Annotated in this window: 22 protein-coding genes; 12 read left to right on the top strand and 10 right to left on the bottom strand. The window is 67.6% G+C overall.

Annotated elements, in window-relative coordinates:
- Positions 1–138: 138 nt before the first annotated feature.
- The 4 genes from ACYQ26_RS02060 to hisA form a co-directional block, all read right to left on the bottom strand.
- Complete coding sequence (locus ACYQ26_RS02060) at positions 139–1,251, bottom strand: pyridoxal-phosphate-dependent aminotransferase family protein (RefSeq protein ID WP_459806628.1); 1,113 nt, start codon at positions 1,249–1,251, stop codon at positions 139–141.
- A gap of 307 nt (positions 1,252–1,558) precedes the next feature.
- On the bottom strand, positions 1,559–2,083 hold the full coding sequence (locus ACYQ26_RS02055; RefSeq protein ID WP_459806627.1) for a plastocyanin/azurin family copper-binding protein: 525 nt from the start codon (positions 2,081–2,083) through the stop codon (positions 1,559–1,561).
- A 165-nt stretch (positions 2,084–2,248) separates the two neighbouring features.
- Positions 2,249–3,481, bottom strand: coding sequence for an MFS transporter (locus ACYQ26_RS02050; protein ID WP_459806626.1), 1,233 nt, complete (start codon positions 3,479–3,481; stop codon positions 2,249–2,251).
- A 68-nt stretch (positions 3,482–3,549) separates the two neighbouring features.
- The gene (gene hisA / locus ACYQ26_RS02045; protein WP_459806625.1) at positions 3,550–4,305 is read right to left on the bottom strand and encodes a 1-(5-phosphoribosyl)-5-[(5-phosphoribosylamino)methylideneamino]imidazole-4-carboxamide isomerase; all 756 of its coding nucleotides are present in this window, start codon (positions 4,303–4,305) and stop codon (positions 3,550–3,552) included.
- A 173-nt stretch (positions 4,306–4,478) separates the two neighbouring features.
- On the opposite strand from hisA, the gene ACYQ26_RS02040 reads away from it, so the two are divergent.
- The 4 genes from ACYQ26_RS02040 to ACYQ26_RS02025 all read left to right on the top strand — a co-directional run bounded on the left by ACYQ26_RS02040 (position 4,479) and on the right by ACYQ26_RS02025 (position 9,050).
- Entirely contained in the window at positions 4,479–6,329 is a 1,851-nt protein-coding gene (locus tag ACYQ26_RS02040; protein ID WP_459806624.1) for an SLC13 family permease, read from the top strand.
- Positions 6,330–6,433: 104 nt separating this feature from the next.
- Positions 6,434–6,835, top strand: a complete 402-nt coding sequence (locus tag ACYQ26_RS02035) for a hypothetical protein (RefSeq protein ID WP_459806623.1) — start codon at positions 6,434–6,436, stop codon at positions 6,833–6,835.
- A 144-nt stretch (positions 6,836–6,979) separates the two neighbouring features.
- Positions 6,980–8,158, top strand: a complete 1,179-nt coding sequence (locus ACYQ26_RS02030) for an inorganic phosphate transporter (RefSeq protein WP_459806622.1) — start codon at positions 6,980–6,982, stop codon at positions 8,156–8,158.
- A 130-nt stretch (positions 8,159–8,288) separates the two neighbouring features.
- Positions 8,289–9,050 carry a universal stress protein gene (locus ACYQ26_RS02025; RefSeq protein WP_459806621.1) on the top strand — a complete coding sequence of 254 codons (762 nt, stop codon included), beginning with the start codon at positions 8,289–8,291 and terminating at the stop codon, positions 9,048–9,050.
- A 23-nt stretch (positions 9,051–9,073) separates the two neighbouring features.
- Here the strand turns inward: ACYQ26_RS02025 and ACYQ26_RS02020 are convergent, their stop codons facing one another.
- Together ACYQ26_RS02020 and ACYQ26_RS02015 are read right to left on the bottom strand one after the other, a co-directional pair.
- Positions 9,074–9,814: a universal stress protein gene (locus ACYQ26_RS02020; protein WP_459806620.1), complete on the bottom strand. Its 741-nt coding sequence runs from the start codon at positions 9,812–9,814 to the stop codon at positions 9,074–9,076.
- Entirely contained in the window at positions 9,814–11,241 is a 1,428-nt protein-coding gene (locus tag ACYQ26_RS02015; protein ID WP_459806618.1) for an APC family permease, read from the bottom strand. The genes ACYQ26_RS02020 and ACYQ26_RS02015 overlap by 1 nt, the downstream gene beginning before the upstream one ends.
- A 155-nt stretch (positions 11,242–11,396) precedes the next feature.
- Between ACYQ26_RS02015 and ACYQ26_RS02010 the strand changes: the two genes are divergently transcribed.
- The 3 genes from ACYQ26_RS02010 to fer all read left to right on the top strand — a co-directional run bounded on the left by ACYQ26_RS02010 (position 11,397) and on the right by fer (position 13,789).
- Positions 11,397–11,822, top strand: coding sequence for a universal stress protein (locus tag ACYQ26_RS02010; RefSeq protein ID WP_459806617.1), 426 nt, complete (start codon positions 11,397–11,399; stop codon positions 11,820–11,822).
- Between the two features lie 101 nt (positions 11,823–11,923).
- Positions 11,924–13,105 carry an inorganic phosphate transporter gene (locus tag ACYQ26_RS02005; RefSeq protein ID WP_459806616.1) on the top strand — a complete coding sequence of 394 codons (1,182 nt, stop codon included), beginning with the start codon at positions 11,924–11,926 and terminating at the stop codon, positions 13,103–13,105.
- 294 nt (positions 13,106–13,399) lie between these two features.
- A complete protein-coding gene (gene fer, locus ACYQ26_RS02000; protein ID WP_459806615.1) occupies positions 13,400–13,789 on the top strand; it encodes a ferredoxin Fer in 390 nt (129 codons plus the stop codon).
- Positions 13,790–13,957: 168 nt separating this feature from the next.
- On the opposite strand, the gene ACYQ26_RS01995 is transcribed toward fer, so the two are convergent.
- Positions 13,958–14,359 carry a hypothetical protein gene (locus ACYQ26_RS01995; RefSeq protein ID WP_459806614.1) on the bottom strand — a complete coding sequence of 134 codons (402 nt, stop codon included), beginning with the start codon at positions 14,357–14,359 and terminating at the stop codon, positions 13,958–13,960.
- 127 nt (positions 14,360–14,486) lie between these two features.
- On the opposite strand from ACYQ26_RS01995, the gene ACYQ26_RS01990 reads away from it, so the two are divergent.
- Positions 14,487–15,365, top strand: coding sequence for a methyl-accepting chemotaxis protein (locus ACYQ26_RS01990; RefSeq protein WP_459806613.1), 879 nt, complete (start codon positions 14,487–14,489; stop codon positions 15,363–15,365).
- Positions 15,366–15,463: 98 nt separating this feature from the next.
- Positions 15,464–16,486, top strand: a complete 1,023-nt coding sequence (locus ACYQ26_RS01985; RefSeq protein WP_459806612.1) for an A24 family peptidase — start codon at positions 15,464–15,466, stop codon at positions 16,484–16,486.
- A gap of 37 nt (positions 16,487–16,523) precedes the next feature.
- On the opposite strand, the gene ACYQ26_RS01980 is transcribed toward ACYQ26_RS01985, so the two are convergent.
- From ACYQ26_RS01980 to ACYQ26_RS01970, 3 genes are all read right to left on the bottom strand, one after another.
- A complete protein-coding gene (locus tag ACYQ26_RS01980) occupies positions 16,524–16,769 on the bottom strand; it encodes a hypothetical protein (RefSeq protein ID WP_459806611.1) in 246 nt (81 codons plus the stop codon).
- Positions 16,770–16,869: 100 nt separating this feature from the next.
- Positions 16,870–17,289 carry an HIT family protein gene (locus ACYQ26_RS01975; protein WP_459806610.1) on the bottom strand — a complete coding sequence of 140 codons (420 nt, stop codon included), beginning with the start codon at positions 17,287–17,289 and terminating at the stop codon, positions 16,870–16,872.
- A 407-nt stretch (positions 17,290–17,696) separates the two neighbouring features.
- A complete protein-coding gene (locus ACYQ26_RS01970) occupies positions 17,697–18,416 on the bottom strand; it encodes a uracil-DNA glycosylase (RefSeq protein ID WP_459806609.1) in 720 nt (239 codons plus the stop codon).
- A gap of 105 nt (positions 18,417–18,521) precedes the next feature.
- On the opposite strand from ACYQ26_RS01970, the gene ACYQ26_RS01965 reads away from it, so the two are divergent.
- The 3 genes from ACYQ26_RS01965 (at position 18,522) to ACYQ26_RS01955 (ending at position 24,471) form a co-directional block, all read left to right on the top strand.
- The gene (locus ACYQ26_RS01965) at positions 18,522–18,764 is read left to right on the top strand and encodes a DUF8151 family protein (RefSeq protein ID WP_459806608.1); all 243 of its coding nucleotides are present in this window, start codon (positions 18,522–18,524) and stop codon (positions 18,762–18,764) included.
- A 198-nt stretch (positions 18,765–18,962) separates the two neighbouring features.
- Positions 18,963–22,169 (top strand): isoleucine--tRNA ligase, encoded by a 3,207-nt coding sequence (ileS, locus tag ACYQ26_RS01960; protein WP_459806607.1) that lies wholly within the window; start codon positions 18,963–18,965, stop codon positions 22,167–22,169.
- A gap of 151 nt (positions 22,170–22,320) precedes the next feature.
- Positions 22,321–24,471: a CARDB domain-containing protein gene (locus ACYQ26_RS01955; RefSeq protein ID WP_459806606.1), complete on the top strand. Its 2,151-nt coding sequence runs from the start codon at positions 22,321–22,323 to the stop codon at positions 24,469–24,471.
- The last annotated feature ends 21 nt before the right edge of the window (positions 24,472–24,492 follow it).

The following is a 24,492-nucleotide window of genomic DNA, read 5'->3' as shown; positions in this document are numbered from 1 at the left end:
TAACGCTCCGTCGCGGTCTTTGTCACCTGCAGTGTCTCGAATTCTGCCGGCAGTTGTGACCTTCAGTAGTGATAGAAAAATAACCATTATGCGATGAGGAGACGATCAAATAAAATAACGCCCGGCGCCGCAAACCGGTTACAGCCCGGCGACGTCCTCGAGCGCGTCGGTCAGCCGCTTGATCGACTCGAGGTCGTGTTCGCCCATGTGGCCGATGCGGAACGTCTGCTCGCCGAGTTGGGAGCCGTAGCCGTTCGAGAAGACGAAGTCGTACTCCTCGCTGACGGCGTCGATGGTCTCGGCGACGTTGATCCCCTGGGTGTTCTCGATGCAGCTCACGGTCTGCGATTCGTACCCTTCCTCGGGGAACATGGCGAAGTGCTCGCGGGCCCACTCGCGGGTGTACTCGGCCATCTCGCGGTGGCGCTCGTCGCGGGCCTGGTGGCCCTCCTCGAGCATGTGTTTCATCTGCTTGCGGTAGGCGAGCATGACCGGGATGGCCGGCGTCGAGTGGGTCTGGCCCTTCCGGTCGTAGTAGTCCAGCGAACGCTGGAAGCCGCCGTACCACGACGCGGACTCGGACTCGAGTTCGCGCTCGTAGGCCTCGTCGCTGACGACGCAGACGGCCAGTCCCGGCGGCATCGCGAAGGCCTTCTGGACCGAGGTGAAGATGACGTCGATGTTGTGCTCGTCGATGTCGACGTAGTCGCCGCCCAGCGCGGAGACGGCGTCGACGATGAAGTAGGTGTCCGGGTACTCTGCGACGACGTCGCCGATCTCCTCGACGGGGTTGCGGACGCCGGTCGAGGACTCGTTCATGACGCAGGTGACGGCGTCGTAGTCGGTGTCGCTCTCCTCGAGTTTCTCGCGGACGCCCTCGGGCTTGACCGCCTGCCCCCACTCGTACTCGAGGGTGTCGACGGTCTTGCCGAGGCGTTCGGCGACGTTGGCCTGGCGCTCGCTGAAGCTGCCGCAGGTCGTCACGAGGACGTTCTCGTCGACGAGGTTGAGGATCGAACTCTCCATGAACTCGGTGCCCGAGGCGGTGAGGACGATGACCTCGTTGTCCGTGCCGAGGAACTCCTTCGTGTCCTCGACGACGGTCGTGTAGAGGTCGGTCATCCGGTCCATCCGGTGGCCGAACATCGGCTGGCTCATCGCCTCGAGGACGTCCTCGCGTACTTCGGTCGGGCCGGGAATGTACAGCGTCTTGTCGGGGTAATCGTCGGTATACTCGCGTTTCTCGGTCACGGAAACCACCTGATACGGCTTACTGGGTCACCCGATGGTATGGTACTTTTGATGCTGTATTGACGCCGAAAGCGGCCCGGTGGACGAACTACCGGCTCCGGGCGTCTCGACCGACGAGCGGCAGACGACTCCCGCGTCGGCGCCGCCGCTCCGCTCGGCGGGTAGGCGGATCGGCGGGTCGACCGGTTGGCAGTCAGACGGCGCTCACGACACCCTCGTAGCGTCCGCAAAAAATGTCGAAACCGGCTCGACAGCGAGTCGTCCGTCCGAAACGAAGAGTTCGCGGTGTCGAATCGGCTCGGTACGCTTACTGGAGCTCGATGTCGCCGTTCATGCCCACCTGGTAGTGGGGCTCGCAGACGTACTCCACGGTGTCGCTCGAGGCTTCGAACTCGACCTCGAGGCCGGGTTCCGAGTCGCTGCTCGTCTCCGTCGGTCCGGCGACGGCTTCCTGGTTGCTGTCGTAGACCGCGAGGTTGTGCGTTCCGGACTCGTTCTCCGCCCAGAGGATGGTGTAGCTCTCGCCTTCCGCCAGGCTGAGGGCCGGATTCTCGACGCCCTCGATCTGGGACGGCGCGATTCCTTCCCAGGACTGGGCCAGGGAACGGAGCTCGATGGTCGTACCGGGCTCGATCTCGTAGGGGCCTTCGCCGCCGCCACCGCTTTCGTTGCCGCCGTCACCGCCGTTACCGCCGTCTCCGCCGTCACCGCCGTTACCGCCGTTACCGCCGTTACCGCCGCTGCCGCCACAGCCAGCGACGAGCGCCGTCGTGGCTGCTGCGCCGGTTACCTTGAGCGCTTTTCGGCGTGAGACCGCGTTCTCTCGTGTCATCACTTTGGGTTTGGGGCTGACCACATAAAAATGGACACCCTCTACCCCCGGAGAGTGATTCAGTAACATACCACAACTGTCGAATCCGAACGGCGCCGAGATCCTTTTTTATCGAACCAATCCTCGACCGCCCGCCGCAGCGGTCGGCGGATCGCTCGGCGTCGACTACTCCGTCGTCTCGGGGTCGCGGCCGAACCGGGTTTCGGGCTCGAGCGAGAGCTTGATGAAGATCGGGACGGTGACGACGGCGATGGCGATCTCGAGGCCGCCGACCACGAGGAACGAGAGCCCGTAGCCGTAGTTGCTGGCGACGGTGCCGCCGACGAGGTAGCCCCCGAGGAAGCCGAGGCTGCCGGCGAGGTTGAAGCCGGCCATCGCGAGGCCGCGTTCGCTCTCGTCGGCGAGGTCGGTGACCAGCGCCATCGTCGTCGGCGACACCAGCGCCCCGAGGACGCCGATGCCGACCATCCCGACCGCGGCGGTCGCCACCGAGGGGGCGGCGCTGAGCGCGAGGATGCCGACGCCGTAGCAGACCGACCCGACGACGATCGGGATCGTCCGGCCGATCCGGTCCGACAGCGCGCCCATCGGATACTGTAGGAGCGCGAAGGGGGCGAAGAAACAGGCCAGCAGCAGGCCGGTCGTCCCGGCGTCGACGCCGAAGACGTCCTGGAAGTACAGCGTCCCGACGAGCGCGAAGAAGCCGGCGGTCATGCGGTCGACGAACCCGAACGCGTAGGGGATCGACAGCGTCGGGCGGCGGCGAACGCCCTCGAGGAGTGCGCGGGCGGTTCGCTTCTGGGTCGGCGCGCGGTCCTCGACCAGCGTGACGACGCCGCCGACGACGACGAGTAGGCCGGCGGCCGCGACCAGCGGCGCGAGGGGATCGACCTCGGTCAGTTGCCCGCCGATCGGCGCGCCGGTCGCGGCTCCGAGTCCGATGGCGATCCCGGCCGCGCCCATGTTCCGGCCGTGGCCCCCCTCGAGGTCCATCAGCATGGTCATCGTCAGGGAGAACGCGCCGATGGTCATCGCCCCCTGAAAGAGCCGCAGGAGGAGCACGCCCTCGAAGGGGATCGAACCGATCGCGGGAACCGCGGCCAGCGCCGCGTAGCCGACGGCGCCGGCCAGCGCGCCGGCGACGATAAACGGCGTCCGCCGGCCGGTCACGTCGCTGGCGACGCCCCAGACGCCGACGAAGGCGACGTAGGCGGCGAACTCGGCGACGAGGAACCACATGCTCGCGTCCAGCGGCGTCGCCGCGAACGCCGAGGTGGACGCGTCGGCACCCAGCGTTTCGACGAGCGTCGCGACCCCCGGGTAGAGCAACAGCTGGGAGAACAACACGGCGAAAACGACCGCGGCGAGTACCAGCCGGTCCCGATCGTTCGAGCGCACGGCCGACCCTACGTACTACGGGCCTATCAAGGCGTCCGTCCCGGACGAGCGGACGGGGCTGCGCCGGCTCAGTTCCCCCGAGCGCCGTCGACCGCCGCCTGCGCCTCCTCGAGCGTGAAGTTCCCCTCGTAGAGCGCGCTGCCGACGACTACCGCGGCCGCGCCCGCATCCGCGAGCGCGCGGACATCCTCGAGCGTCGCCACGCCGCCGCTGGCGATCACCGGGACGTCGGTCGCGGCCACGAGTTCCCGCACCGGCTCGGTCGCGACGCCCTCGAGTTGGCCCTCGACGTCGACGTTGGTAAACAGAATCGCGGCGGCGCCCAGGTCCTCGTAGCGTGCGGCGGCCTCGACGGGCGAGATGCCGGCGCCCTCGGTCCAGCCCTCGACGACGACCTCGCCGTCCTTCGCGTCGAGGCTGACGACGACGCTCTCGGGGTACTCCTCGCTGATCTCGCGGACGATCTCGGGGTTCTCGACCGCCGCGGTACCGAGGATGACCCGATCGACGCCGCGCTCGAGCAGGTCGACCGCATCGTCGACGGTGCGGATGCCCCCGCCCAGCTGGGTTGGCACGTCGACGGCCTCAAGGACCCCCTCGATGGCGTCGGCGTTCGCGCGCTCGCCCTCGAAGGCGCCGTCCAGGTCCACGAGGTGCAGGGACTCGGCCCCGGCGTCGATCCACCGCTGGGCGGCCTCGACGGGGTCGCCGTAGGTCTTCTCGGTCCCGCGCTCGCCCTGGACGAGCTGGACGACCTCGCCGTCCTGGATGTCGACGGCGGGGATGACCTCGAACTCGGCGTCGGACTCGAACTGATCGTGCATACGCGTGTGAGCGCGCCCGACTCGAGTAAAGCCGACGGTTCTGACCGGCGCGTCGCCGCCGGGTCGACGGTTCCGAGCGCGTGTCGACGCCGATGGTCGTCATCGGCCCGTTACAGTTCGCTTTCCTTACGGAGTTATTACATATTCGCTCGGTGTGGCTACCAGTACGAACTATGGCGGTTCTCGCGCCGCTGGTCCAGGAGCCGGCGGCTCAACCCGAGTTGACGACCGATGTCCTCGTCGTGTTCGGCGTCGTCTTCTTCGCGCTCGTGCTCTTTCTCACCGAGCGCCTGCCGATCGACGTCACCGCGATCTTGTTGATCGTCGTGCTGGTCGTCTTGGAGCCGTGGACCGGCATCGATCCCGAAACCGGCATCTCCGGATTCGCGAACGAGGCGACGATCACCGTCCTCGCGATGCTCATCCTGAGCGGCGGCATCAGCCGGACGGGGGTCGTCCAGGAACTCGGTCGGCGCATGGCCGATTTCGCGGGCGACAGCGTCCGCCGGCAGTTGTTCGCGACCGTCGCCGCGACCAGCCCCGTCTCCGGTTTCCTCAACAACACGCCGGTCGTCGCCCTGCTGGTGCCGGTCGTCACCGATGTCGCCAACCGCGGGAACACCTCGCCCTCGAAGCTGCTGATCCCGCTGTCGTACGCCTCGCAGATCGGCGGCATGCTCACGCTGATCGGGACCTCGACGAACATCCTCGCCAGCGACATCAGCGCCCGACTCAGCAGCGAATACCCCGAACTCCACCGGTTTTCGATGTTCGAGTTCACGCAACTCGGCGCTCTCGTCACGCTCGTCGGCGGGCTCTACCTGATCTTCGTCGGTCACTACCTCCTGCCCGAGCGGGTCCCCCCGCGCGCGGACTACCTTGAGGAGTACGACGTGGGGAACTACGTCGCCGACGTGGCCGTCGTGCCGGGCTCGCCGCTAGTCGGCGAGACGGTCGGCGACGCCGTCGAGATGCTCGCCCCCGACGTCGACGTCGTGCAGGTCGTCCGCGACGAGGACCGCTCGATCGCGCCGCGACAGGAGACCCGACTCCACGAGGGCGACGTCCTCGTCGTCCGCACGAATCGGGACGCGATCGCGGCGCTCGAGGACGCCGCGGGGATCGAGCCAGTCGGCTTCCCCCGGACGGATCTGAACCTCTCAGCCGACGAGGGGATCATCACCGAACTCGTCGTCTCGCTGGACTCGCGGCTGGTCGGCGAGCGGCTCGATCCGGAGGGTTTCCGCGAGGAGTTCGACGCCGCCGTCCTCGGTCTGCGCCACCGCGGCGAACTCATCGCCGAGCGCATCGTCGGCACCCGTCTCGGTGTGGGAGACACGCTGCTCGTTCAGGCGCCCCCCGAGACGCTCGACCGCCTCGCCCGCGGGGACGACGTGATCGTCGCCCGCGAATCCTCCCAACCGGAGTACCGCGCCGACAAGGCGCCGATCGCCGTCGCCATCATGGTCGGCGTCGTCGCCGTCGCCGCCCTCGAGATCTATCCGATCCTGATCTCGGCGCTCGCGGGCGTGGTCGCGATGGTCGTCACCGGCGTCCTCGACGCGAACGAACTGTACGACGCCGTCGAGTGGGACATCATCTTTCTGCTTGCCGGCGTGATTCCGCTGGGGATCGCGCTCGAGGAGTCCGGCGCGGCGGCGTTGCTCGCGTTCACGGTCGTCGAGACCGCGTCGGTACTGCCGACGATCGCCGTTCTCTGGCTGTTCTACGTCCTCACGGCGTTGCTGACGAACGTCATCAGCAACAACGCCAGCGTCGTCCTCCTAATTCCGGTCGCGGCGGCCGCGGCGGCCGGCATCGGCGCGAACCCGTTCTCGTTCGTGCTGGCGGTGACCTTCGCCGCCAGTACGGCCTTCCTGGGCCCGATCGGCTACCAGACGAACCTGTTCGTCTACGGGCCCGGCGGCTACCGCTTCACCGATTACGCCCGCATCGGCGCGCCGCTGCAGTTGCTACTGTCGGTCGTGACGGTGCTCGGAATCGCGTTCTTCTGGGGGGTCTGAACCCAAGTACTTTCACAGGCTACCCTGAATTAGCAGCACAGCATGAGCTCTCACAGGGGTTGCGTTCGAATCGAGTTCGTCGCGACGGAGGGGCCGGCCGAGCGATGAATCCGCGACGCGTCGACGCGATCATCGACCTCGTCTACGGCGTGTTGATCTTCGTCTCGATCGTGCTGATCGTCTCCGTCGGGACGCAGGTCGGACTGGCGTTCGGATTGGGCGTCCTGATCTCCTACGCCGTCCACGTCGTCTGGAAGATGGCCCGGTTCGATCCCGAGTGGATGACGACCGCCGTCGAGGAGACGGTCGAGGAAACCGTCGAACAGACGATCGGCGAGCAGGTCGACGCGGTCCAGGAACAGATCGACACCGTCGACGAACGGATCGATCGCCGACCGCGCGAGGACGAGATCGAGGAGCTGCTCGAGGAGACGGTCGCTGAAGGAGAAGCCGATTCCGACGACCCGGACGACTCGGACGAGTCCGACCGGCCGGTCGATCGCTGATTCCGGCGCCGAGCGACGATTCTTCGCTCGGCCGCGCCAGGTGCCGTGTCTCGGGCAAACCGCGAAGACGCGATACTCGGCTCATAGCGTGCGAGCATAACGAATATGCGAATCGACGTGAAACCCGTACGATAGATTCACAGAATGAGCACGGTGTTGCTGCTCGTCGGCATTCTCGTGGCCGTTTTCGTGGGATTCAACATCGGCGGCGCGACGACGGGACCGGCGTTCGGGCCGGCCGTCGGCGCCGACGCCATCTCGAAAACCGTCGCCGGGCTGTTGATGGCGGTGTTTTTCTTCGTCGGCGCGTGGACGATCGGCCGGCAAGTCGTCCACACGCTCGGGAACGAACTCGTCACCGATCCCGGCGTGTTCACGCTCGAGGCGAGCGTCGGCGTCCTCTTTTTCATCGGGATCGCGCTGTTTATCGGCAACTTCTTCGGCGTCCCGGCGTCGACGTCGATGACGGCCGTCGGCTCGATCGCGGGGCTGGGGCTCGCCGCCGGCGAACTCGACTGGACCGTGATGGGCGAGATCGCCGTCTGGTGGATCGTCTCGCCCTTCATCGGCTTCTGGGTCTCGCTGATCATCGGCCGGTACTTCTACGCCGCCATCAACCGGCGGATCGTGATCGAGCGCAGCGAGGGGCCGCTCTTTACGATCGATCGCTCCCGGGCCGTCCCGGTTCCGATCCCCAGCGAGACCACGAACCGGCGCGAACTGGCGGGCGTCGCGATGGTGATCGGCATCGGCTGCCTGATGGCGTACAGCTCCGGCACTTCGAACATCGCGAACGCGATCGCCCCGCTCGTCGGCAGCGGCGAACTCGAGATGAACCCCGCCATCATCATCGGCTGCGTTGCGGTCGGGATCGGCACGCTCACCATCGCGCGCCGGACCCTCGAGACGATGGGTAGCGAACTGACGGAGCTACCGCTGACCGCGGCGATCATCACCGCAGCGGTGAGTTCGACGCTCGTCATCTTCCTCTCGGCGATCGGCATTCCCGCGAGTTTCGTCATCATCGCGACGATGTGTATCATCGGCCTCGGCTGGGGACGGGCGACGCGCCCGATGACGGTGACCGACGCGGTTCGCGGGAACGAGGAAACCCCGGTCTCCGTCGGCGCGCTCACCGCCGACCGGGAGGGCGAGGAGTTGCCGCCGATCGGCGAGGAGGAGCCCGAGCGGATCCCGAGCGCGGCCCATCTGTTCAACCCGTCGACGACGGCCCGCGTCGTCCTCATGCAAAACGTCGTGCCGGCCATCGCGACGATCGGAGCCTACGCCACGTTCCGATTCGTCCCGATCTTCGGCCTCTAATCCGGGTCGATCTCAGCGAAGCGAGACGTCGGCCCGAAGTCGGTTCCGGCGCTCTCGTCCTCTCCCTCGCCCGTGGCCCTGCCAGGGCTATATTACGCGCCGACCCGTACGTGATGACCGCTCCCCGTCGATGCCCGACACCGACGATCACCGCGTGCTCGTTCCCGTCGCGGTGCTCCGCGGCGAGAGCGTTCCCACGACCCTGATCGACGCGCTCGCGTCGATTCCGGTCCTCCTGCTCGGCTACCACGAGGTCCCCGACCAGACGTCGCCGAACCAGGCGCGCGAGCAGTTCCAGCCGCGAGCCATGCGCGAACTCGAGGAGCGCCGCACGGTGTTCGAGGCCGCCGGCTGTCCGGTCACCTCGCGGCTCGTGTTCACCCGCGACCGCTTCAGGACGTTCGAACGCGTCGCCGTGGAAGCGGGCTGTGACGCCGTCCTGATCCTCAACCCCGCCCCGATCCTCGAGTCAATGCTCGTCGCGATTCGAAGCGACGTCAACGTCGAACACAAGGCCCGACTCGTCGCCACCGTCCTCGAGGACACGGACATCGACGCGACGCTTCTACACGTCGTGGGGGACGAGCGTGATCGCAAGCAGGGCGAGGACCTGCTCGCGACGATGGCCGCGGCGCTCGAGGACGCAGGCTTCGATCCCGACCGCATCTCCCGGTCGGTGGTCGTCGACGACTCGCCGACCGAGGCGATCCTCGAGGCCGCCGCCGAACACGATATGCTCGTCGCCGGCGAGAGCCGCCCCTCGATTCGCCGCTACGTCCTCCGGGACCGCGCCGAGCGGCTCGCGAAGCGGACGGCCGATCCGGTGCTGGTCGTCCGCGGGCAGTACTCCGAGGCCGACGACGAGGCGGCGCGAGACGCGATCTCGGAATGAGACCCGAGGCGCGCTACGGCGCCTCACGGCTCCGGCTCGGTCTCCGCCGGTGGTTCTTCCGGGCGCCGGACGACCAGCACCGGGCCGACCGACTCCGCGGCGATCCGCTCGGTTTCGTCGCCGAACAGCAGCGACCGGACCGAGGGCGCGCGCTCGCCGACGACGACCGCATCGTGGGCGGCGGCGCCCTCCCTGAGCGCGTCGAACGTCCGGCCGCCGAGCGCGTCGAGCGGGCCCTCGCTCATGACGAGCGTCGACTCGGTATCGATGCCGCGACGCGAGAGCGTTTCGGCGGCCTCCTCGAGCAACAGTCGACCGTCGGCCTCCGCGTCGGTCGCGAGAAACAGCGTCACGTCGATCTCCCGGTCGCCGATCAGATCGGCGACGAACGCGAGAACCCGGTCGGCGGCGACGTCCCCGGTCAGCGGGACCAGGAGCCGGTCGATCGAGTCTGCGATCCCCGTCAGCACGTACGCCTGCGAGCCGGTTTCGGCTGCGACGCGGTCGATCGTTCGGTCGCGGTCGCGCGTGAACGCGAGTCGGTAGTCGGCCGCGCCCCCGGCCGCCTCGAACGTCGCCGTCAGGTCCTCGAGGGCGGCGGTCGCGCGGTCGCCGTACTGGACCCGGGCCTGATCCGGCGGCGTCTGCTCGGGCAGGACGTGATAACCCAGGACGGTCACGTCGGCGGGCGCGAGCAGGTCGACGAGCCCCGGCGAGGCGGACTCGTCCTCGAGGACGGCCAGCGGAACGAGGACGCGGGGCATCACAGGACACCTCGGAGGGTGACGTTCCGGGCGTAGTAGACGTACCACCCGGCGGTCGCGACCATCACCGCGAGGCCGATCAGCTGCGAGGTCAGTTGCATGAACCCGATGAGTCCGAAGCTGGCGATCGCACCCGCCGCCGGCACGACTGGATAGCCGGGCACCCGGAAGTCGGGGTCGTACCACGCCGGCTCGTCGCGGCGAAACGCGACGAGCGCGACGCAGATGAGGCCGTACATGACGAGGTGGAGGAACGAGGCGACCTCCGCGAGGATCGTCACCCGGCCGGTGGCGGTCAACACCAAGATTGGCCCGCCGGCCAATCCGAGCGCGACGTGGGGCGTCCCGTACCGGAGGTTGATCCGGCTCGCCCACCGCGGGAGCAGGGCGTCCCGCGAGATGGCGTAGACCGCCCGCGAGGTGCTCAGAATGGAGGCGTTGGCGCTCGAGATCGTTGCGAGCAGACCGCCGAAGACGATCGCGACCGCGCCGAGCGGGCCGAGGTAGTGGCGGCCGACCTCGACCATCGCCGTCTCGCCGAGGTCGGCGAGGCGCTCGCTGCCGAACGCGCTCGTCGCGACGAAGATGGTCGCGACGTACAGGACGCCGACGACGAGCACGGAGCCGACCATCGCCAGTGGGAGGTTCCGACCGGGATTGCGCATCTCGCCGGCGACGGTCGCGATCTGTGCGAAGCCGAGATAGGAGGTGAACACGAGCGCCGCCGTCGTCAGCACGGGCACCGCGCCGAACGGCGCGAACCGCTCGGGCGCGGCCGGCTCGCCGACGAGACCGAGGGCGTCGAGTCCGCCGAATCCCAGAAAGAACGTCAAGATGGACAGCAACAGGGCGACGATCCCGTTCTGGAGCTTCGCCGCGTTCTCCGTGCCCGTGACGTTCAGCACCGTAAACCCGGCGCCGAACAGCAGCGCCAGCGGGATGACCCACCCGCTGCCGACGGCGATGCCGAGTTCGGCGAACGTGTCGACGGCGTAGTAGCCGAAGCCGACGAGGTAGAAGGCCGTCGCGAACACGAGCCCCAGCCACAGCGACAGGCCGACCACGGTCCCGGCGAGCGTGCCGAGCCCGCGCGAGATGAAGTAGTAGCCGCCGCCGCTTTTCGGCATCGCGGTCGCGAGTTCCGACGCCGGCAGCGCCACGAACAGCGCTATCACGGCTCCGATGGCGAACGAGCCCGCGGCCGCGGGTCCCGCACGCCCCGCCGCCAGGCCGGGAAAGACGAAGATACCGGCGCCGATCATCGTCCCGATCCCGATCGCGAGGCCGCCGGTGAGCCCCAGCGTCCGCTCGAGTTCGGCGTCGTCGGTTCTCGTCGCCCCGCCGGTTTCGACCGTCGGCTCGATCCGCGGCGACTCGTCGTCGACGTTGGTTCCGCCGACGCCCGATCCCGGAGTATCACTGTCCATGGTGGGTCCGCGATCCACGGATGACTATGCGACACGCGCTCTTGGTACTGGGGGTGAGGTTCACCGACCGCTGACCACAGACCCAACGCGGGCCCGTCCGGAGCGCCCTCTCGACGCACCCACGCGCTTATTCCCGTCGGCGTGGGAGGGGGCGTATGGTCTCGCACGTCCTCGTCCCCATGGACGGGTCGGAGATGAGCGAACGCGCGCTCGAGTACGCCCTCGAGGTCTATCCGGACGCCGAGATAACCGTCCTGCACGTCGTGGGCGAACCGTCGCCGATGTGGGCGCAGGCGACGGGACTCGCGCTCGCCGACGATTTCGAGGAGGCCGCCGAGGAGCACGCGGAGCAGGTGTTCGATCGCGCACGCGAACTCGTCGCGGCGGCCGACGGCGATCCGGACCTCGAGACGACGATCGAACTGGGCCATCCCGCCCGGGCGATCATCAACCGCGCCGACGACTACGAGACGGTCGTGATCGGCACGCACGGCGGCAGCGTCGCGGATCGGGTCTTCGTCGGCAACGTCGCGGAGACGGTCGTCCGTCGCTCCCCGGTTCCGGTGGTCGTCGTTCGCTGACCCGCCGTCCGTCGCGGAATCCGTCGCCGACCGATCCGCGTCCGGGAGACGCCGCCGCGAATAGGCGCGTTTTTTATGGTCGAATCGAATGACTACGGAACGTGACGGAAGTACTGCTTATCGTGGGAGTCCTTACCGCTATCTTCGTCGGATATAACATCGGCGGCTCGACGACCGGCCCCGCGTTCGGCCCGGCCGTCGGCGCGAACGTCATCACCAAGCTGATGGCGGCCGGATTGATGTCGATCTTCTTCTTCGTCGGGGCGTGGACGATCGGCCCGAACGTCGTCGATACGCTCGGCACCGAACTCGTCCACACCACGGACGTCTTCACCATGCGCTCGAACGTTGCCGTCCTCTTTTTCATCGGCGGCGCGCTGTTCATCGGCAACTACGCCGGGGTTCCGGCCTCGACTTCGATGACGGCGGTCGGCGCCATCTCCGCGCTCGGCATGGCGGCCGGCGAACTCAACTGGAGCGAGCTCGGCGAGATCGTCGTCTGGTGGATCGTCGCCCCCATCATCGGCTTCTGGGTCGCCGGCGTCGTGGGCCGCTACTTCTACCCGCGGATCAACGAGTGGGTCGCGATCGAGGCCAACCGCGACGGGCGACAGATGATCACGGTCGACCGCTCCGGCGCCGTCCCGCGGCTGCAGTTCCAGGAGAACGCCACCCGCCGCGAAGTCACGGGCGCGTTCGTCGTCGTCGCCATCGGCTGTCTGATGGGCTTTTCCTCCGGAACGAGCAACATCGCGAACGCAATCGCGCCGATCTACGGCACCGGCGCCGTCGATATGGGGACGCTGATCCTGATCGGCTCGGCCGCCGTCGCCGTCGGCTGTTTCACGATCGCCCGGCGGACGCTGGACACGCTGGGCAACGACATCACGAACCTGCCGCTGACGGCGGCGATCGTCGTCGCGGTCATCAGTTCGACGATCGTGATCGCGCTCTCCTCGATCGGGGTTCCGGCGAGTTTCGTCGTCATCGCGACGATGAGCATCATCGGCCTGGGCTGGGGCCGGGCGACGCGAACGACGACGATCTCCGACGCTCGCCGCGGCGAGGAAACGCGAGTCTCCGTCGGCGCGCTGACCGCCGAGGAGGAGGGCGAACGGGCCCCGGAGATCGGCGAGGAAGAACCCGAAGACATCCCGAAAGCGTCGGATCTGTTCGACCCGTCGACGACCGCACGGGTGATCCTGATGCAGAACGTCGTCCCGCTCATCTCGACGGTCGGCGCGTACCTGACGTTCCGGTTCGTTCCCATCTTCGGTCTCTAGGTCGGCTCGGCGGGCGCTCGAACCGATCGCGTCGATCCGACACAGTGCCGATTCCTCTGGCACGGATGACACGTTCGGTTTGTCGGAATACGGGGCCTGTACCGCCCGATTAGCCGACAATTGAAAACCGGTACCTTCGATCCGAATATGTTCTGAGTTCTTTTATCTTCGCCTCTCGATCCCGATACTCCGGCACTCCTTTCCACACTTTCAGTCGAACTGGCAATTCATGTGTAAAGACAATTTAGGACTGAACAGCAAGCTATACCAGTGCGGCCCGTGAATCATCAGGTGATGCCCACGGTAGAATACCTCAACTACGAAGTAGTGGACGACCAAGGCTGGGACATTTACGACGAGGAGGTCTTCGACAAGGCCGCCGACGCCGGCCTCGACGACGAGGACTACGGCACGCTCGACGTCGCCGAAGGCGAGTACATCCTCGAGGCCGCCGAGGCGCAGGGCTACGACTGGCCCTTCTCGTGCCGCGCCGGTGCGTGTGCGAACTGCGCCGCCATCGTCGTCGAAGGCGAGATCGACATGGACATGCAGCAGATCCTCTCGGACGAGGAGGTCGAGGAGAAGAACGTCCGCCTGACCTGCATCGGTTCGCCCGAGACCGACGAGGTCAAGATCGTCTACAACGCGAAGCACCTCGACTACCTGCAGAACCGCGTCATTTAAACTGACGCATCCGTCCAATTCGATTTTTCGCGCAACCCGCTCGCGTCCGCTCGAGCGGTAGCGCCGGTCTCTGCCTCTCCCGCGATCGGGTACCCGTTCGGGTCGCGGTCGTTCTTCGGTCGGCCGCGATAGGCGACCGAGTCGCCGACTGCGCGTCCGCCTGCGCCGTTACTGCTCGGCCATCCACTCGCGCGCCTCGGCGAGATCCGCCGTGTGCATGAGCTTGTACGGCATGTCCTTGACGTCCTCGACGAACTCCTCCGTGTCCATCTCCGAGATCACGCTCTCCCGGTGGACGATTGCGGAGTACCGCAGGCCGGCGTCGACCATCTTCGGGTACCACTCGCTCTCGAGCCACGCCAGATCCGCGTCGTCGTGGGCCTGAATGCCGCTCGTGTCGTGGATGACTTTCTCGACGTCGTTGGACTGGACGTACTCGAGCAGCGCGTTCGCGCCCTCCTTGAACCGATCGCCGCTGGCGAACTGGTCCCAGGTGAAGGTGACGGTGTCGATGTCGTCGTCCCGCTCGATCGTGTACAGGTCCGTGTCGGCTGCCACTTCTTGTGTCACGCCAGACAGATTCCGCGGAACCGGATTAAGTTTTCTTGCCGATGTGTCGCGGTAGTACGGATCGCCGTCTGTGATGGTTCTGCCACCGGCCGTTCGTTTTATCTCGGCAGCGGGGAAGGATTCGTGTATGACCGACGACACTGCAGGGAACGCTGCCGACCCGGCCGAGCAGGCGCTGGCCGACGAGGTCAGCGACTCCGTGACGGAACTGCTGAACATCTCGAAGATGGTCTCCGGAAGTTCCGAGGAGATCAGCGAGCTGGCGGACGAGCAGTCCGAGACGATGCAGGAGGTCGCGGACGAGGTCTCGTCGCTCTCCGCGACCGTCGAGGAGATCGCAGCTAGTTCGAACCAGGTCAAGGAAGTCAGCAGCACCGCACAGGAGCTCGCCGACGACGGCTGCGACGTCGCCGACGACGCCATCGACGCGATGGAGTCCGTCGACGACGCGAACGCGGACGTCGCCGAGGCCGTCTCCCGGCTGCAGGATCGCATCGACGAGATCGACACGATCGTCGACGTAATCAACGAGATCGCCGACCAGACGAACATGCTGGCGCTGAACGCCTCCATCGAAGCGGCCCGCGCCGGCGAGTCCGGCGACCGGTTCGCCGTCGTCGCCAACGAGGTCAAGAGCCTCGCCGAGGAGTCCCGCGAGAACGCCGAGGAGATCGAAGCGCTCGTCGGCGACATCAAGGACGAGACCGACGAGACCGTCGAGCGGATCGCCAACGCCAACGAGGAGGTCGAAACCGGCATCGAGCACGTCAGCGAGACGGTCGACATCCTCGAGGATATCGACGAGGCCGTCACCGAGGCGACCCAGGGGGCCGAGGAGGTGGCGGCCGCGACCGACGAACAGGCGTCCTCGACCGAGGAGGTCGCGACGATGGTCGATTCGACCGCCGAGAACGCCCAGACGGTCGCCACGAAGATCAGCCGCGTCGCGGCCGCCAACGAGGAGCAGGAAGCGAAGATCACGGAACTCGGCGAGCGCGTCGAGTGATCGACGGCCGATCGCCCGCGAGCGACCCGCCGTCGATTCCGCTCTCGTCCCCGGTCGAGCCGAAACAATAACGCCCCCGCACTCGAGAGACTGTGAACGTGACACTCGCCGCCGTAGCCGCGATGGCGACCGGTCCGGATCTCCTGCGACTCGTCGCCGTCCCGGTCTTCGCCTGGGTCGCCGTTCGCGACATCAAGACCAGACGCGTCTCGAGCGGCGTCTGGATTCCGCTCGCCCTGCTGGGTGCCGCCCTGCTCGTCTGGGAGGCGCAACTGGCGCGGGCTGCGGGGCCGCACGCGTGGACGACCGAGTTCCTCGTGCCGGCCGCGATCAGCCTCGGCTTCGTCGTCCCGATCGCCTACCTGTTCTGGTGGTTCGGCGGCTTCGGCGGCGCCGACGCGAAGGCGCTGCTGGTCATCGCGCTGCTCTTTCCGACGTTCCCGGAGTACGCCGTCGGCGCGCGGACGCTACCGCTGACGACGTCGCCGCTCGGCGCGCTCTCGTTTACGATCCTGACTAACGCCGTCGTCGTCGCCGTCGCGATTCCGGTCGTCCTGGCCGTTCGCAACGCCGTCGCCGGCCGCATCGCGCCGGTCATGGTGCTGGGCTGGCCCGTCTCCACCGAGTCGCTGTCCGATCGCCACGGCCAACTCCTCGAGATGCCGGAGGGGATCTCCCTGAGCGGCCTCGACCTCGACGCCCTGCGGATGTACCTCCGCTGGCGCGGGCTCTCGCTGGGCGACGTGCGCGCCCATCCCGAGGCCTACCGCGACCCGGCGACGCTCCCCGAGGAGCCGAACCCCCCGACCGACGGCGCCATCGACGCCGACGTGCGCGGTGACGGCGGCACCGCCGCTGGCGACCTCGAGCGGGAGCCGCCGCGGTCCTCGCCGGCTCGAAAGCGGACGTTCGACGATCCCTGGGGCGCCGAAGCCTTCCTCGAGGACATCGAGGGGTCGGCCTACGGGACGACGCCCGCAAAGCTCCGGGCGGGGCTGGACGTCGTCGCCGAAGAAGAGACGGTCTGGATCTCGCCGGGGACGCCATTTCTGGTGCCGGTGTTCGTCGGGCTGGTGATCGCGGTGACGTACGGCGATCTACTGCTTGGAGCGTTCTTCTGACGTCTGGTTCTATTTTTTCGGGCCGATCCTCACGCACTCAGTCGAAGCCGACGAACCGCTCGTACAGCGGCACGAGGGCCGTCCAGAAGACGACGAAGACGGCACCGACGGCGACGACGGCGAGCCACGGCCGCTGTGCCCCGCCCCGGCCGGTCGGCTGCCCGTTCAGCAGGAGCACGAACGTGACGACGAACAGCAGACAACAGAGGAGCACGCTGCCCACCTCGAGCGCCGTGGCGACGGGGCGCTCCCGAAAGCGGGCGACGATACTGACGAGTGGCATACTCGAGGCTCACACCGGATCGGCAAAACAGTCACGGCGTCGCGCGGCCGCCCGTAGCACGTCGCGCCAGCGCCGCCGGAACGATCTGTCCGCGGACGGTTCAGGCTCGAGACTCGATGTCCTCCGCGATCTCGTCGAGTTCGTCGTCGTCCAGATCGGGGCGGCTGCCCATGGCCGCGTGGATGGGGCCGCCACCGTCGCCATCGAAGCGGGGGACGATGTGGCAGTGGACGTGGGGGACTTCCTGCCCGGCGGCCTCGCCGTTATTGAAGGCGACCGTCGTCGCGTCGGCGTCGACAGCGTCCTCGACGGCCGGGACCATCCGGTGGATCGTGTCGTACAGATCGGTCGCGATGTCCTCGGGGACGTCGTTCAGCCGCTCGTACTCGTCTTTGGGGATGACGAGCGTGTGGCCCGGCGCCAGCGGGTTGGCGTCGAGAAAGGCCAGCGTAGTCTCGTCCTCGTACACGACTCGCGCGGGGATCTCCCCCTCGACGATCTGGCTGAAGATCGTGCTCATACGCGAGTATGTGTCGGCTCGGCGTAAGAAGGTTACTCGGTCGCGCGGCGGCCGCGGTCGTCGCGGTCGTCGCGGTCGCGGTCGACGTTGGCCGGGCCGGCGCTGTCGTCGCGGCGCTCGCATCCCGGCGTCGCCTCGAGACCGACGGCCTGCCAGCGCGTCCGACCGGCGCCGACCGTCGGATCGATTGGTTCGACCGACCGTTGACTGCGGTAAACGATCGTATATTCGCGATAACTCCGATAAACTGTCCGGAATTAGCGTATACCGTCACCGTCTTCATTACCGATCGGTCCCTCGAGACGACGTGCCCACGCGGGCACCGTTGCGCTGGCGGGGGGCCACCTCACGCATTGACACACCACCGTCTACCACCACCATCACCGACCCCGCCGCCACCGCTTTGGCTACTTTCTTTCCGCCGCCACGATCACGTCGTCGAGCGTCTCCCGAATCGCCGCGAGGTACTCCTCGGGCTCGTAGCCGAGCCGGCCGATCCAGACGTCCTGATAGGAGGGGTGGAGGATCGGCACGAGCCGGACGTCCAACGTTTCGCAGCGGACCGGCTCGAGGACGCAGTCGACGAAGCCGTCCAGTTCCTTCCCCTCGGCAGCCAACACGGTCGTCGTCGCGTGCTTCCCGGTCGCGAGCACGACCGCCGGATCGACGGTCTCGAGTTCGGTCAGCAGGTGGGGGCGACAGTTCGCGCGCTCCTCGGGCGTCGGCTCGCGGTTGCTCGAGGGGTCCTCGGGGTCGGCTGGAAAGCACTTGACCGCGTTGGTGTAGTAGGCCTCGTCGCCGTAGCCGACTCGGGACAGCATCCGCCGGATCCGGCGACCGGAGTGTCTCGACGTGTAGGCCTTGCCGGTCCAGTTGCCGCCCCGCCAGCGGTCGGCGTCGGGATTGCCGTACCCGGGCGCCTCGCCGACGACGACGACGCTCGCGTCGAGCGGGCCGGTCCCCCACGAGATGCACTCGCGGGTTTCGGCGAGCGCGGAACAGCGCGTACAGTCGGGTTCGATGACGTTGCGCGACTTCGGGAACGGGGGATCGGCGGGGGAACTCGAGTCTGCGTCGGCGCTCGAGTCGGATGAGGACGAGGACGACGAACCGTTCGGTGGGGACACGCCCGCGGTTCGGTGCTCGGCGGGCTTAGGTTGCGCGGGTCGCGTCTCTCGGCGAGCAGACACGATGGGACAAGTTTACGTGTTCGTAGCGGCATTTTAGCGCTAATGACGTCACTTGACCCGGAGCTCATCATCGAATCGCTGTCGGTCCTCTTCTACGCGGTCGCCGCCAGCGCGCTCACGATCGCCGGCATCGCCGCCGAGTACGCGAGTACGCAGCACCTCGGTGCCGGCGACCAGACGGTCGCGCTCTGGCTCGCCGCCATCGGCGCCGTGATGCTCTACGCCGGTGTCTACGGCCTCGCCTACCAGAAACTGCTCGCGGAAGTGCGCCTGCGACTGAACTGATCGGGTCGGTACTCGGTTTCCGTTTTTGGCCGGTTTTCGACGCTTCGTTTGGCCTTCGTTCTCTCTCTGTTTGCTCGTCGCTCATCCTCGCTCGGGCCTACACCCGCCTTTTGAACGCCTCCATGTCCTCCCCTTCACCCCCGCGTCCGCGCCTGCGGGACCGATTCCCCTTTAATGTCTGAGCGAATCACGTCACGTATGAGCAGGTTCGGCGAGGTCGACGACCAGTACGACCCCCACGAACTCGAGCAGCGGGTGTTCGAGTACTGGGACGAGGTCGACGCCTACGAGCAGACGGTCGAGCACCGATCGGACGGGGAATCGTTCTTCTTCGTCGACGGGCCGCCGTACACCTCCGGGTCGGCCCACATGGGGACCACCTGGAACAAGACGTTGAAGGACGTCTACCTCCGTTTCTTCCGGATGCAGGGGTACGACGTCACCGACCGCCCGGGCTACGACATGCACGGGCTTCCCATCGAGACCCGCGTCGAGGAGAACCTCGGCTTCGAGAACAAGAAGGACATCGAGGAGTACGGCGAGGAGAACTTCATCGAGGCCTGCAAGGAGTACGCCGAGGAGCAACTCGAGGGCCTCCAGGAGGACTTCCAGGACTTCGGCGTCTGGATGGACTGGGACGACCCGTACAAGACGGTCCGGCCGGAGTACATGGAGGCCGCCTGGTGGGGCTTCTCCAAAGCGGCGGAACGCGGTCTCGTCGAGAAAGGCCATCGTTCGATCTCGCAGTGCCCCCGCTGTGAAACGGCGATCGCGAACAACGAGGTCGAGTACGAGGACGTCGAGGACCCCTCGATCTACGTCAAGTTCGACCTCGAGGACCGTGAGGGCAAGATCGTCATCTGGACCACTACGCCGTGGACCATCCCCGCGAACACCTTCGTCGCCGTCGACGAGGAGGGCGACTACGTCGGCGTCCGCGCGGAGAAAGACGGCGAGGAGGAACTGCTGTACGTCGCCGAGGCCAAGCACGAGGAGGTCCTCCGCGAGGGCCGCTACGAGGACTACGAGATCGTCGAAGAACTCACCGGCGAGGAACTGATCGGCTGGTCCTACGAACACCCCCTCGACGAGGAGGTCCCCGACCACGTCGACGCCGAGGGCGCGTTCGAGGTCTACGACGCCGACTACGTCGACACCCACGGCGACGGTACCGGCCTCGTCCACTCCGCGCCGGGCCACGGTGAGGAGGACTTCGAGCGCGGCCGCGAACTCGGCTTCCCGATCTTCTGTCCCGTGGGCGGTGACGGCGTCTACACCGAGGAGGCCGGCAAGTACGAGGGCCAGTTCGTCAAGGACGCCGACGACGAGATCATCGCCGATCTGGACGAGAACGGCGCCCTGCTGGCCTCGGGAACCGTCCACCACAGCTACGGTCACTGCTGGCGCTGTGACACCGGCATCATCCAGATCGTCACCGACCAGTGGTTCATCACGATCACCGACATCAAGGACGAACTCCTCGAGAACATCGAGGACAGCGAGTGGCACCCCGACTGGGCCCGCGACAACCGCTTCCGAGACTTCGTCGAGGAAGCCCCCGACTGGAACGTCTCACGCCAGCGCTACTGGGGTATCCCGCTGCCGGTCTGGACCCCCAAGGACCGCGACGACGATGAGGACATGATCGTCATCGGGGACCGCGAGGAACTCGCCGAGCGAGTCGACCAGGACGTCGACCCCGAGGAGGTCGACCTCCACAAGGACACGGTCGACGAGTTGACGATCACCGAGGACGGGACGACCTACACCCGCGTCCCCGACGTCTTCGACGTCTGGCTCGACTCCTCCGTGGCGTCGTGGGGCACCCTGAACTACCCCGAGGACGACAGCCGGTTCGACGAACTCTGGCCCGCCGACTTCATCCTCGAGGCCCACGACCAGACCCGCGGCTGGTTCTGGTCCCAGCTGGGGATGGGCACCGCCGCGATCGGCGACATTCCCTACGAGGAAGTCCTGATGCACGGCCACGCGCTCATGCCCGACGGCCGCGCGATGAGCAAGTCCAAGGACATCCTCATCGATCCCCACGAGGCCATCGACCGCCACGGCCGCGACGTCATGCGCATGTTCCTCCTCTCGAACAACCCGCAGGGCGAAGACATGCGCTTCGACTGGGACGGGATGCAGACGATGGAGAACCACCTCCGCACCCTGTGGAACGTCTTCCGGTTCCCGCTTCCCTACATGCGGCTGGACGACTTCGATCCGCAGGAGACGACCCTCGAGGACGTGGACGACGACCTCGAGCTCATCGACGAGTGGGTGCTCGCCCGTCTCCAGTCCACGAAGGCCGAGATGACCGAGCACTTCGAGGACCGCCGTCAGGACAAGGCCGTCGACGCCCTCATCGACTTTGTCGTCGAGGACGTCTCGCGGTTCTACGTCCAGGCCGTCCGCGAGCGCATGTGGGAGGAAGACGACAGCGCCTCCAAGGAGGCCGCCTATGCGACGATCTACCGCGTCCTCCGCGAGACCGTCGCGCTGCTGGCGCCCTACGCGCCATTCATCGCCGAGGAGATCTACGGCACCCTCACGGGCGACGCCGAGCACGACACCGTCCACATGTGCGACTGGCCCGCAATCGAGGAGTACTGGCAGGACGAGCAGCTCGAGGCGGACGTCGCCATCCTGCGAGCGATCGAGGAAGCCGGCGCGAACGCCCGCCAGCAGGCCGGTCGCAAGCTCCGCTGGCCGGTTCCGCGCGTCGTCGTCGCCGCCGACGACGAGCGCGTCGCTGAAGCGGTCGAGCGCCACACCGACCTGCTCGAGGACCGACTCAACGCCCGCGAGATCGAACTCGTCTCCGCGGAGGACCGCTGGGAGGAACTCCAGTACAGCGCCGAGGCCGACATGAGCGAACTCGGGCCCGCCTTCGGCGACCGCGCCGGGCAGGTCATGAACGCGCTCAACGAGGCCCGGATCGACGAACCCACGCTCGAGGCGCTCGAGGACGCCGTTTCGGACGTACTCGAGGACGACGAGTCCCTCGAGGAGTCGATGGTGAGCTTCGTCACGCAGACGCCCGAGGACATCGCCGGCACCGCCTTCGGTCTGAACGGCGACGACCGCGGCGTCGCCTACGTCGACGCCTCGCTGACCGAGGACATCGAGAGCGAGGGCTACGCCCGCGAGGTCATCCGCCGGGTTCAGGAGATGCGCAAGGACCTCGATCTCGACGTCGAGGAGCGCATCGCCCTGGACCTCGAGATCGCGGACGACCGCGTGGCCGACCTCGTCGACGACCGCGAGGACCTGATCCGCGAGGAGGTCCGCGCCGACGAACTGCGGACGGTCGAGGACGGTCACCGCAAGGAGTGGGACGTCGAAGGCGTTCAGATGGAGATTGCGATCGAGCCGCTGGCGGCGGCCGAAGCATCGGACTGATCGGCTGATCCGCTTCGGCGAGAACGCTCGCTGACTCTTTTCTGCTCTTGCTCGAGTCCGTGACGCTCGAGTCCGTACCGTCACCCGCGTGGCGCCGACCGCGACGGCCGACACCACAAAGGACTTGACGGTCAGTTTCAAGCGTATGTCCATGCGCGTCCGGGTTGCCGTCGTCTTCTTCGTCGTTCTTCTCGTCGGCTCACTCGCTGCACCCGTTGTCGGATTCGCCGCCGGCGACTCGAGCGGTGCCGCCGAATCGACCGATGTCGGGACCGCTTCGATCGGGGCAGCGAGTTCGTCCGCATCGACTGCTCCGGCCGCCTCGGCCTCGAGCGCGACGCTGCACCGGACGACGACGCTGCGCCAACTCCCCGACCGGCCGGGGACGTACGAGGCCGAACTGGCGTTCCGGATTCCGGATGCGGTGGTCGACCTCGAGGTCCACCTCGATTCCGAGGCGACCGTCCGATCGGCGGCCGGTTTCGAGGCGAGCGGCGACGGTGGTGGGACCTTCCGCTGGACCGAGACGACCGACGAGCCGACGCTTCGCGTGACGCTGCCGGCGAACCGGACAACGACCGGCCGGGCCGCCCTCGTGGCGGCGGGATCGTCGGTCTCGACTGCGAGCGCGCCGTCGAACGCAGGGCCGTCCGGGGCGGCTGCGTCGCGCGAGGGGTACTCCTTCGTCGAGACCGGCGACTGGGGCATCGTGGGGGTGCCCGGCGCCTTCTCCTACCGGTACACCGGACCGATCGCCCTCGAGGAGACGGTTCGGGTCGACGGTCCGGGAGCGACCGGCGGCGACATCGCCGTCTTCGGCCCGGTGACGGAGTACGAGCGCGCCGTCGACGGCGGCTCGGGGACGATCAGGCTGGTCGTTCCCGACGCCGCCGACCTCGAGGAACCGCCCGCGGCCGTGCTCGACGAACTCGAGGCGGCCCGCGATCGACTCGACGTCGGTGCGACCAGCGACGAGGTGTTCGTCGTCGCTGCGCCGACCGGCGTCGACTGGGAGCCCGAGGGCCTCCAGTACGGCCGCGCCGACGCGTGGGTCGCCGCCGACGCCGAGCTGTCCGCCCCCGGCAGCGCCTGGCTCCACGAGTACGTCCACGTCCGACAGGGGTACAAGCGGTCGTCGGTCGGCACGACGCCCGAAACGGACTGGCTCGTCGAGGGCCAAGCCGACTACCGGGCCGCGACGCTGGCGCTCGAGCGCGGGCTGATCGACTTCGCGGAGTTCCGCGAGTTCCTCGCGGACGGCGAGCGATCGCCGTACGCTACCGACGTCCTCGCCGAACCCGGAAGCTGGTCCGACGAGCGCACGCCCTACGCGAAGGGACGGCTCGTCTACGGCGAACTCGATCGCCGACTCCGGCTGGCCACCGACGGCGACCGCACGCTCGAGGACGTCTTCCGGCGACTGAACGCCCGAACGGAGCCGGTGACCGAGGAAGCGCTGCTCGCAGCGCTCGAGGACGCGGGCGGCGAAGACGTCCGCGCGGCCGCGGAGAAGTACACGCGGACGAAGGCGACGCCCGAGATGTGGGATCGAGCGGCTCACCGGGAAGCTTTCGACCGGTCCGTCGCCGCGTTCGAGTACGGGATCGACGCGGACGGGATTCGCGTCGCGAACGAGTCGTTCGGCTCGGCGGGCGAGCAGGCCGAAAAACGAGTGATCCCAGTCCCCGCCGGCACATCCGTTCAAATACCTGCAACGGTTTCCAACATCGGCGACCGGAACGGGACCTACGACGCGACGCTGCAGGTCGACGGCGACGTCGTCGACTACCGGCAACGGCGCCTCGCGGCCGGCGCGGCGGCGACCGCGAACCTCACCTGGACGCCGGCGAAACTCGGCACGTACGACCTCCGCGTCGGCGAGGAGCGGCTGACGGCCGTCGTCGTCGACGACTCGAGCGTCCGGGTGACGGACCTGACCCTCGAGCCCGAAACCGTCGCGCCGGGCGATCCGATCACGGCGACCGCGACGGTCGAGGCGACCGGCGACGGGCCCGGCGCGGCCCTCCTCGAGTTTCGGACGCCCGAGGGCGTCGCCGACGTACCCGTCGCGGTCGCGGCCGGCGAGACGGCGACGGTCGACCGCGAACTGCGGTTCGACTCGCCGGCGCGGTACGAGGTCGCCGTCGGAGAACAGTCCAGGGTCGTCACCGTCGAAAACAGCTCTCGGCCGCCGGCCGAACTCGAGGGAGTCCCCGGATTCGGCGCGCCGGCGGCGGTCGCGGCGCTGGTCGCGTTCCTCGCGGTCACACACGGACTTACGCTGCGGTCGCGCCGTTCGTAACAGAGCCGCGGTCGCCGTCCC

This window comes from Halopiger thermotolerans (assembly GCF_054654555.1).
This window is presented reverse-complemented; position numbering and strand designations above follow the sequence as displayed.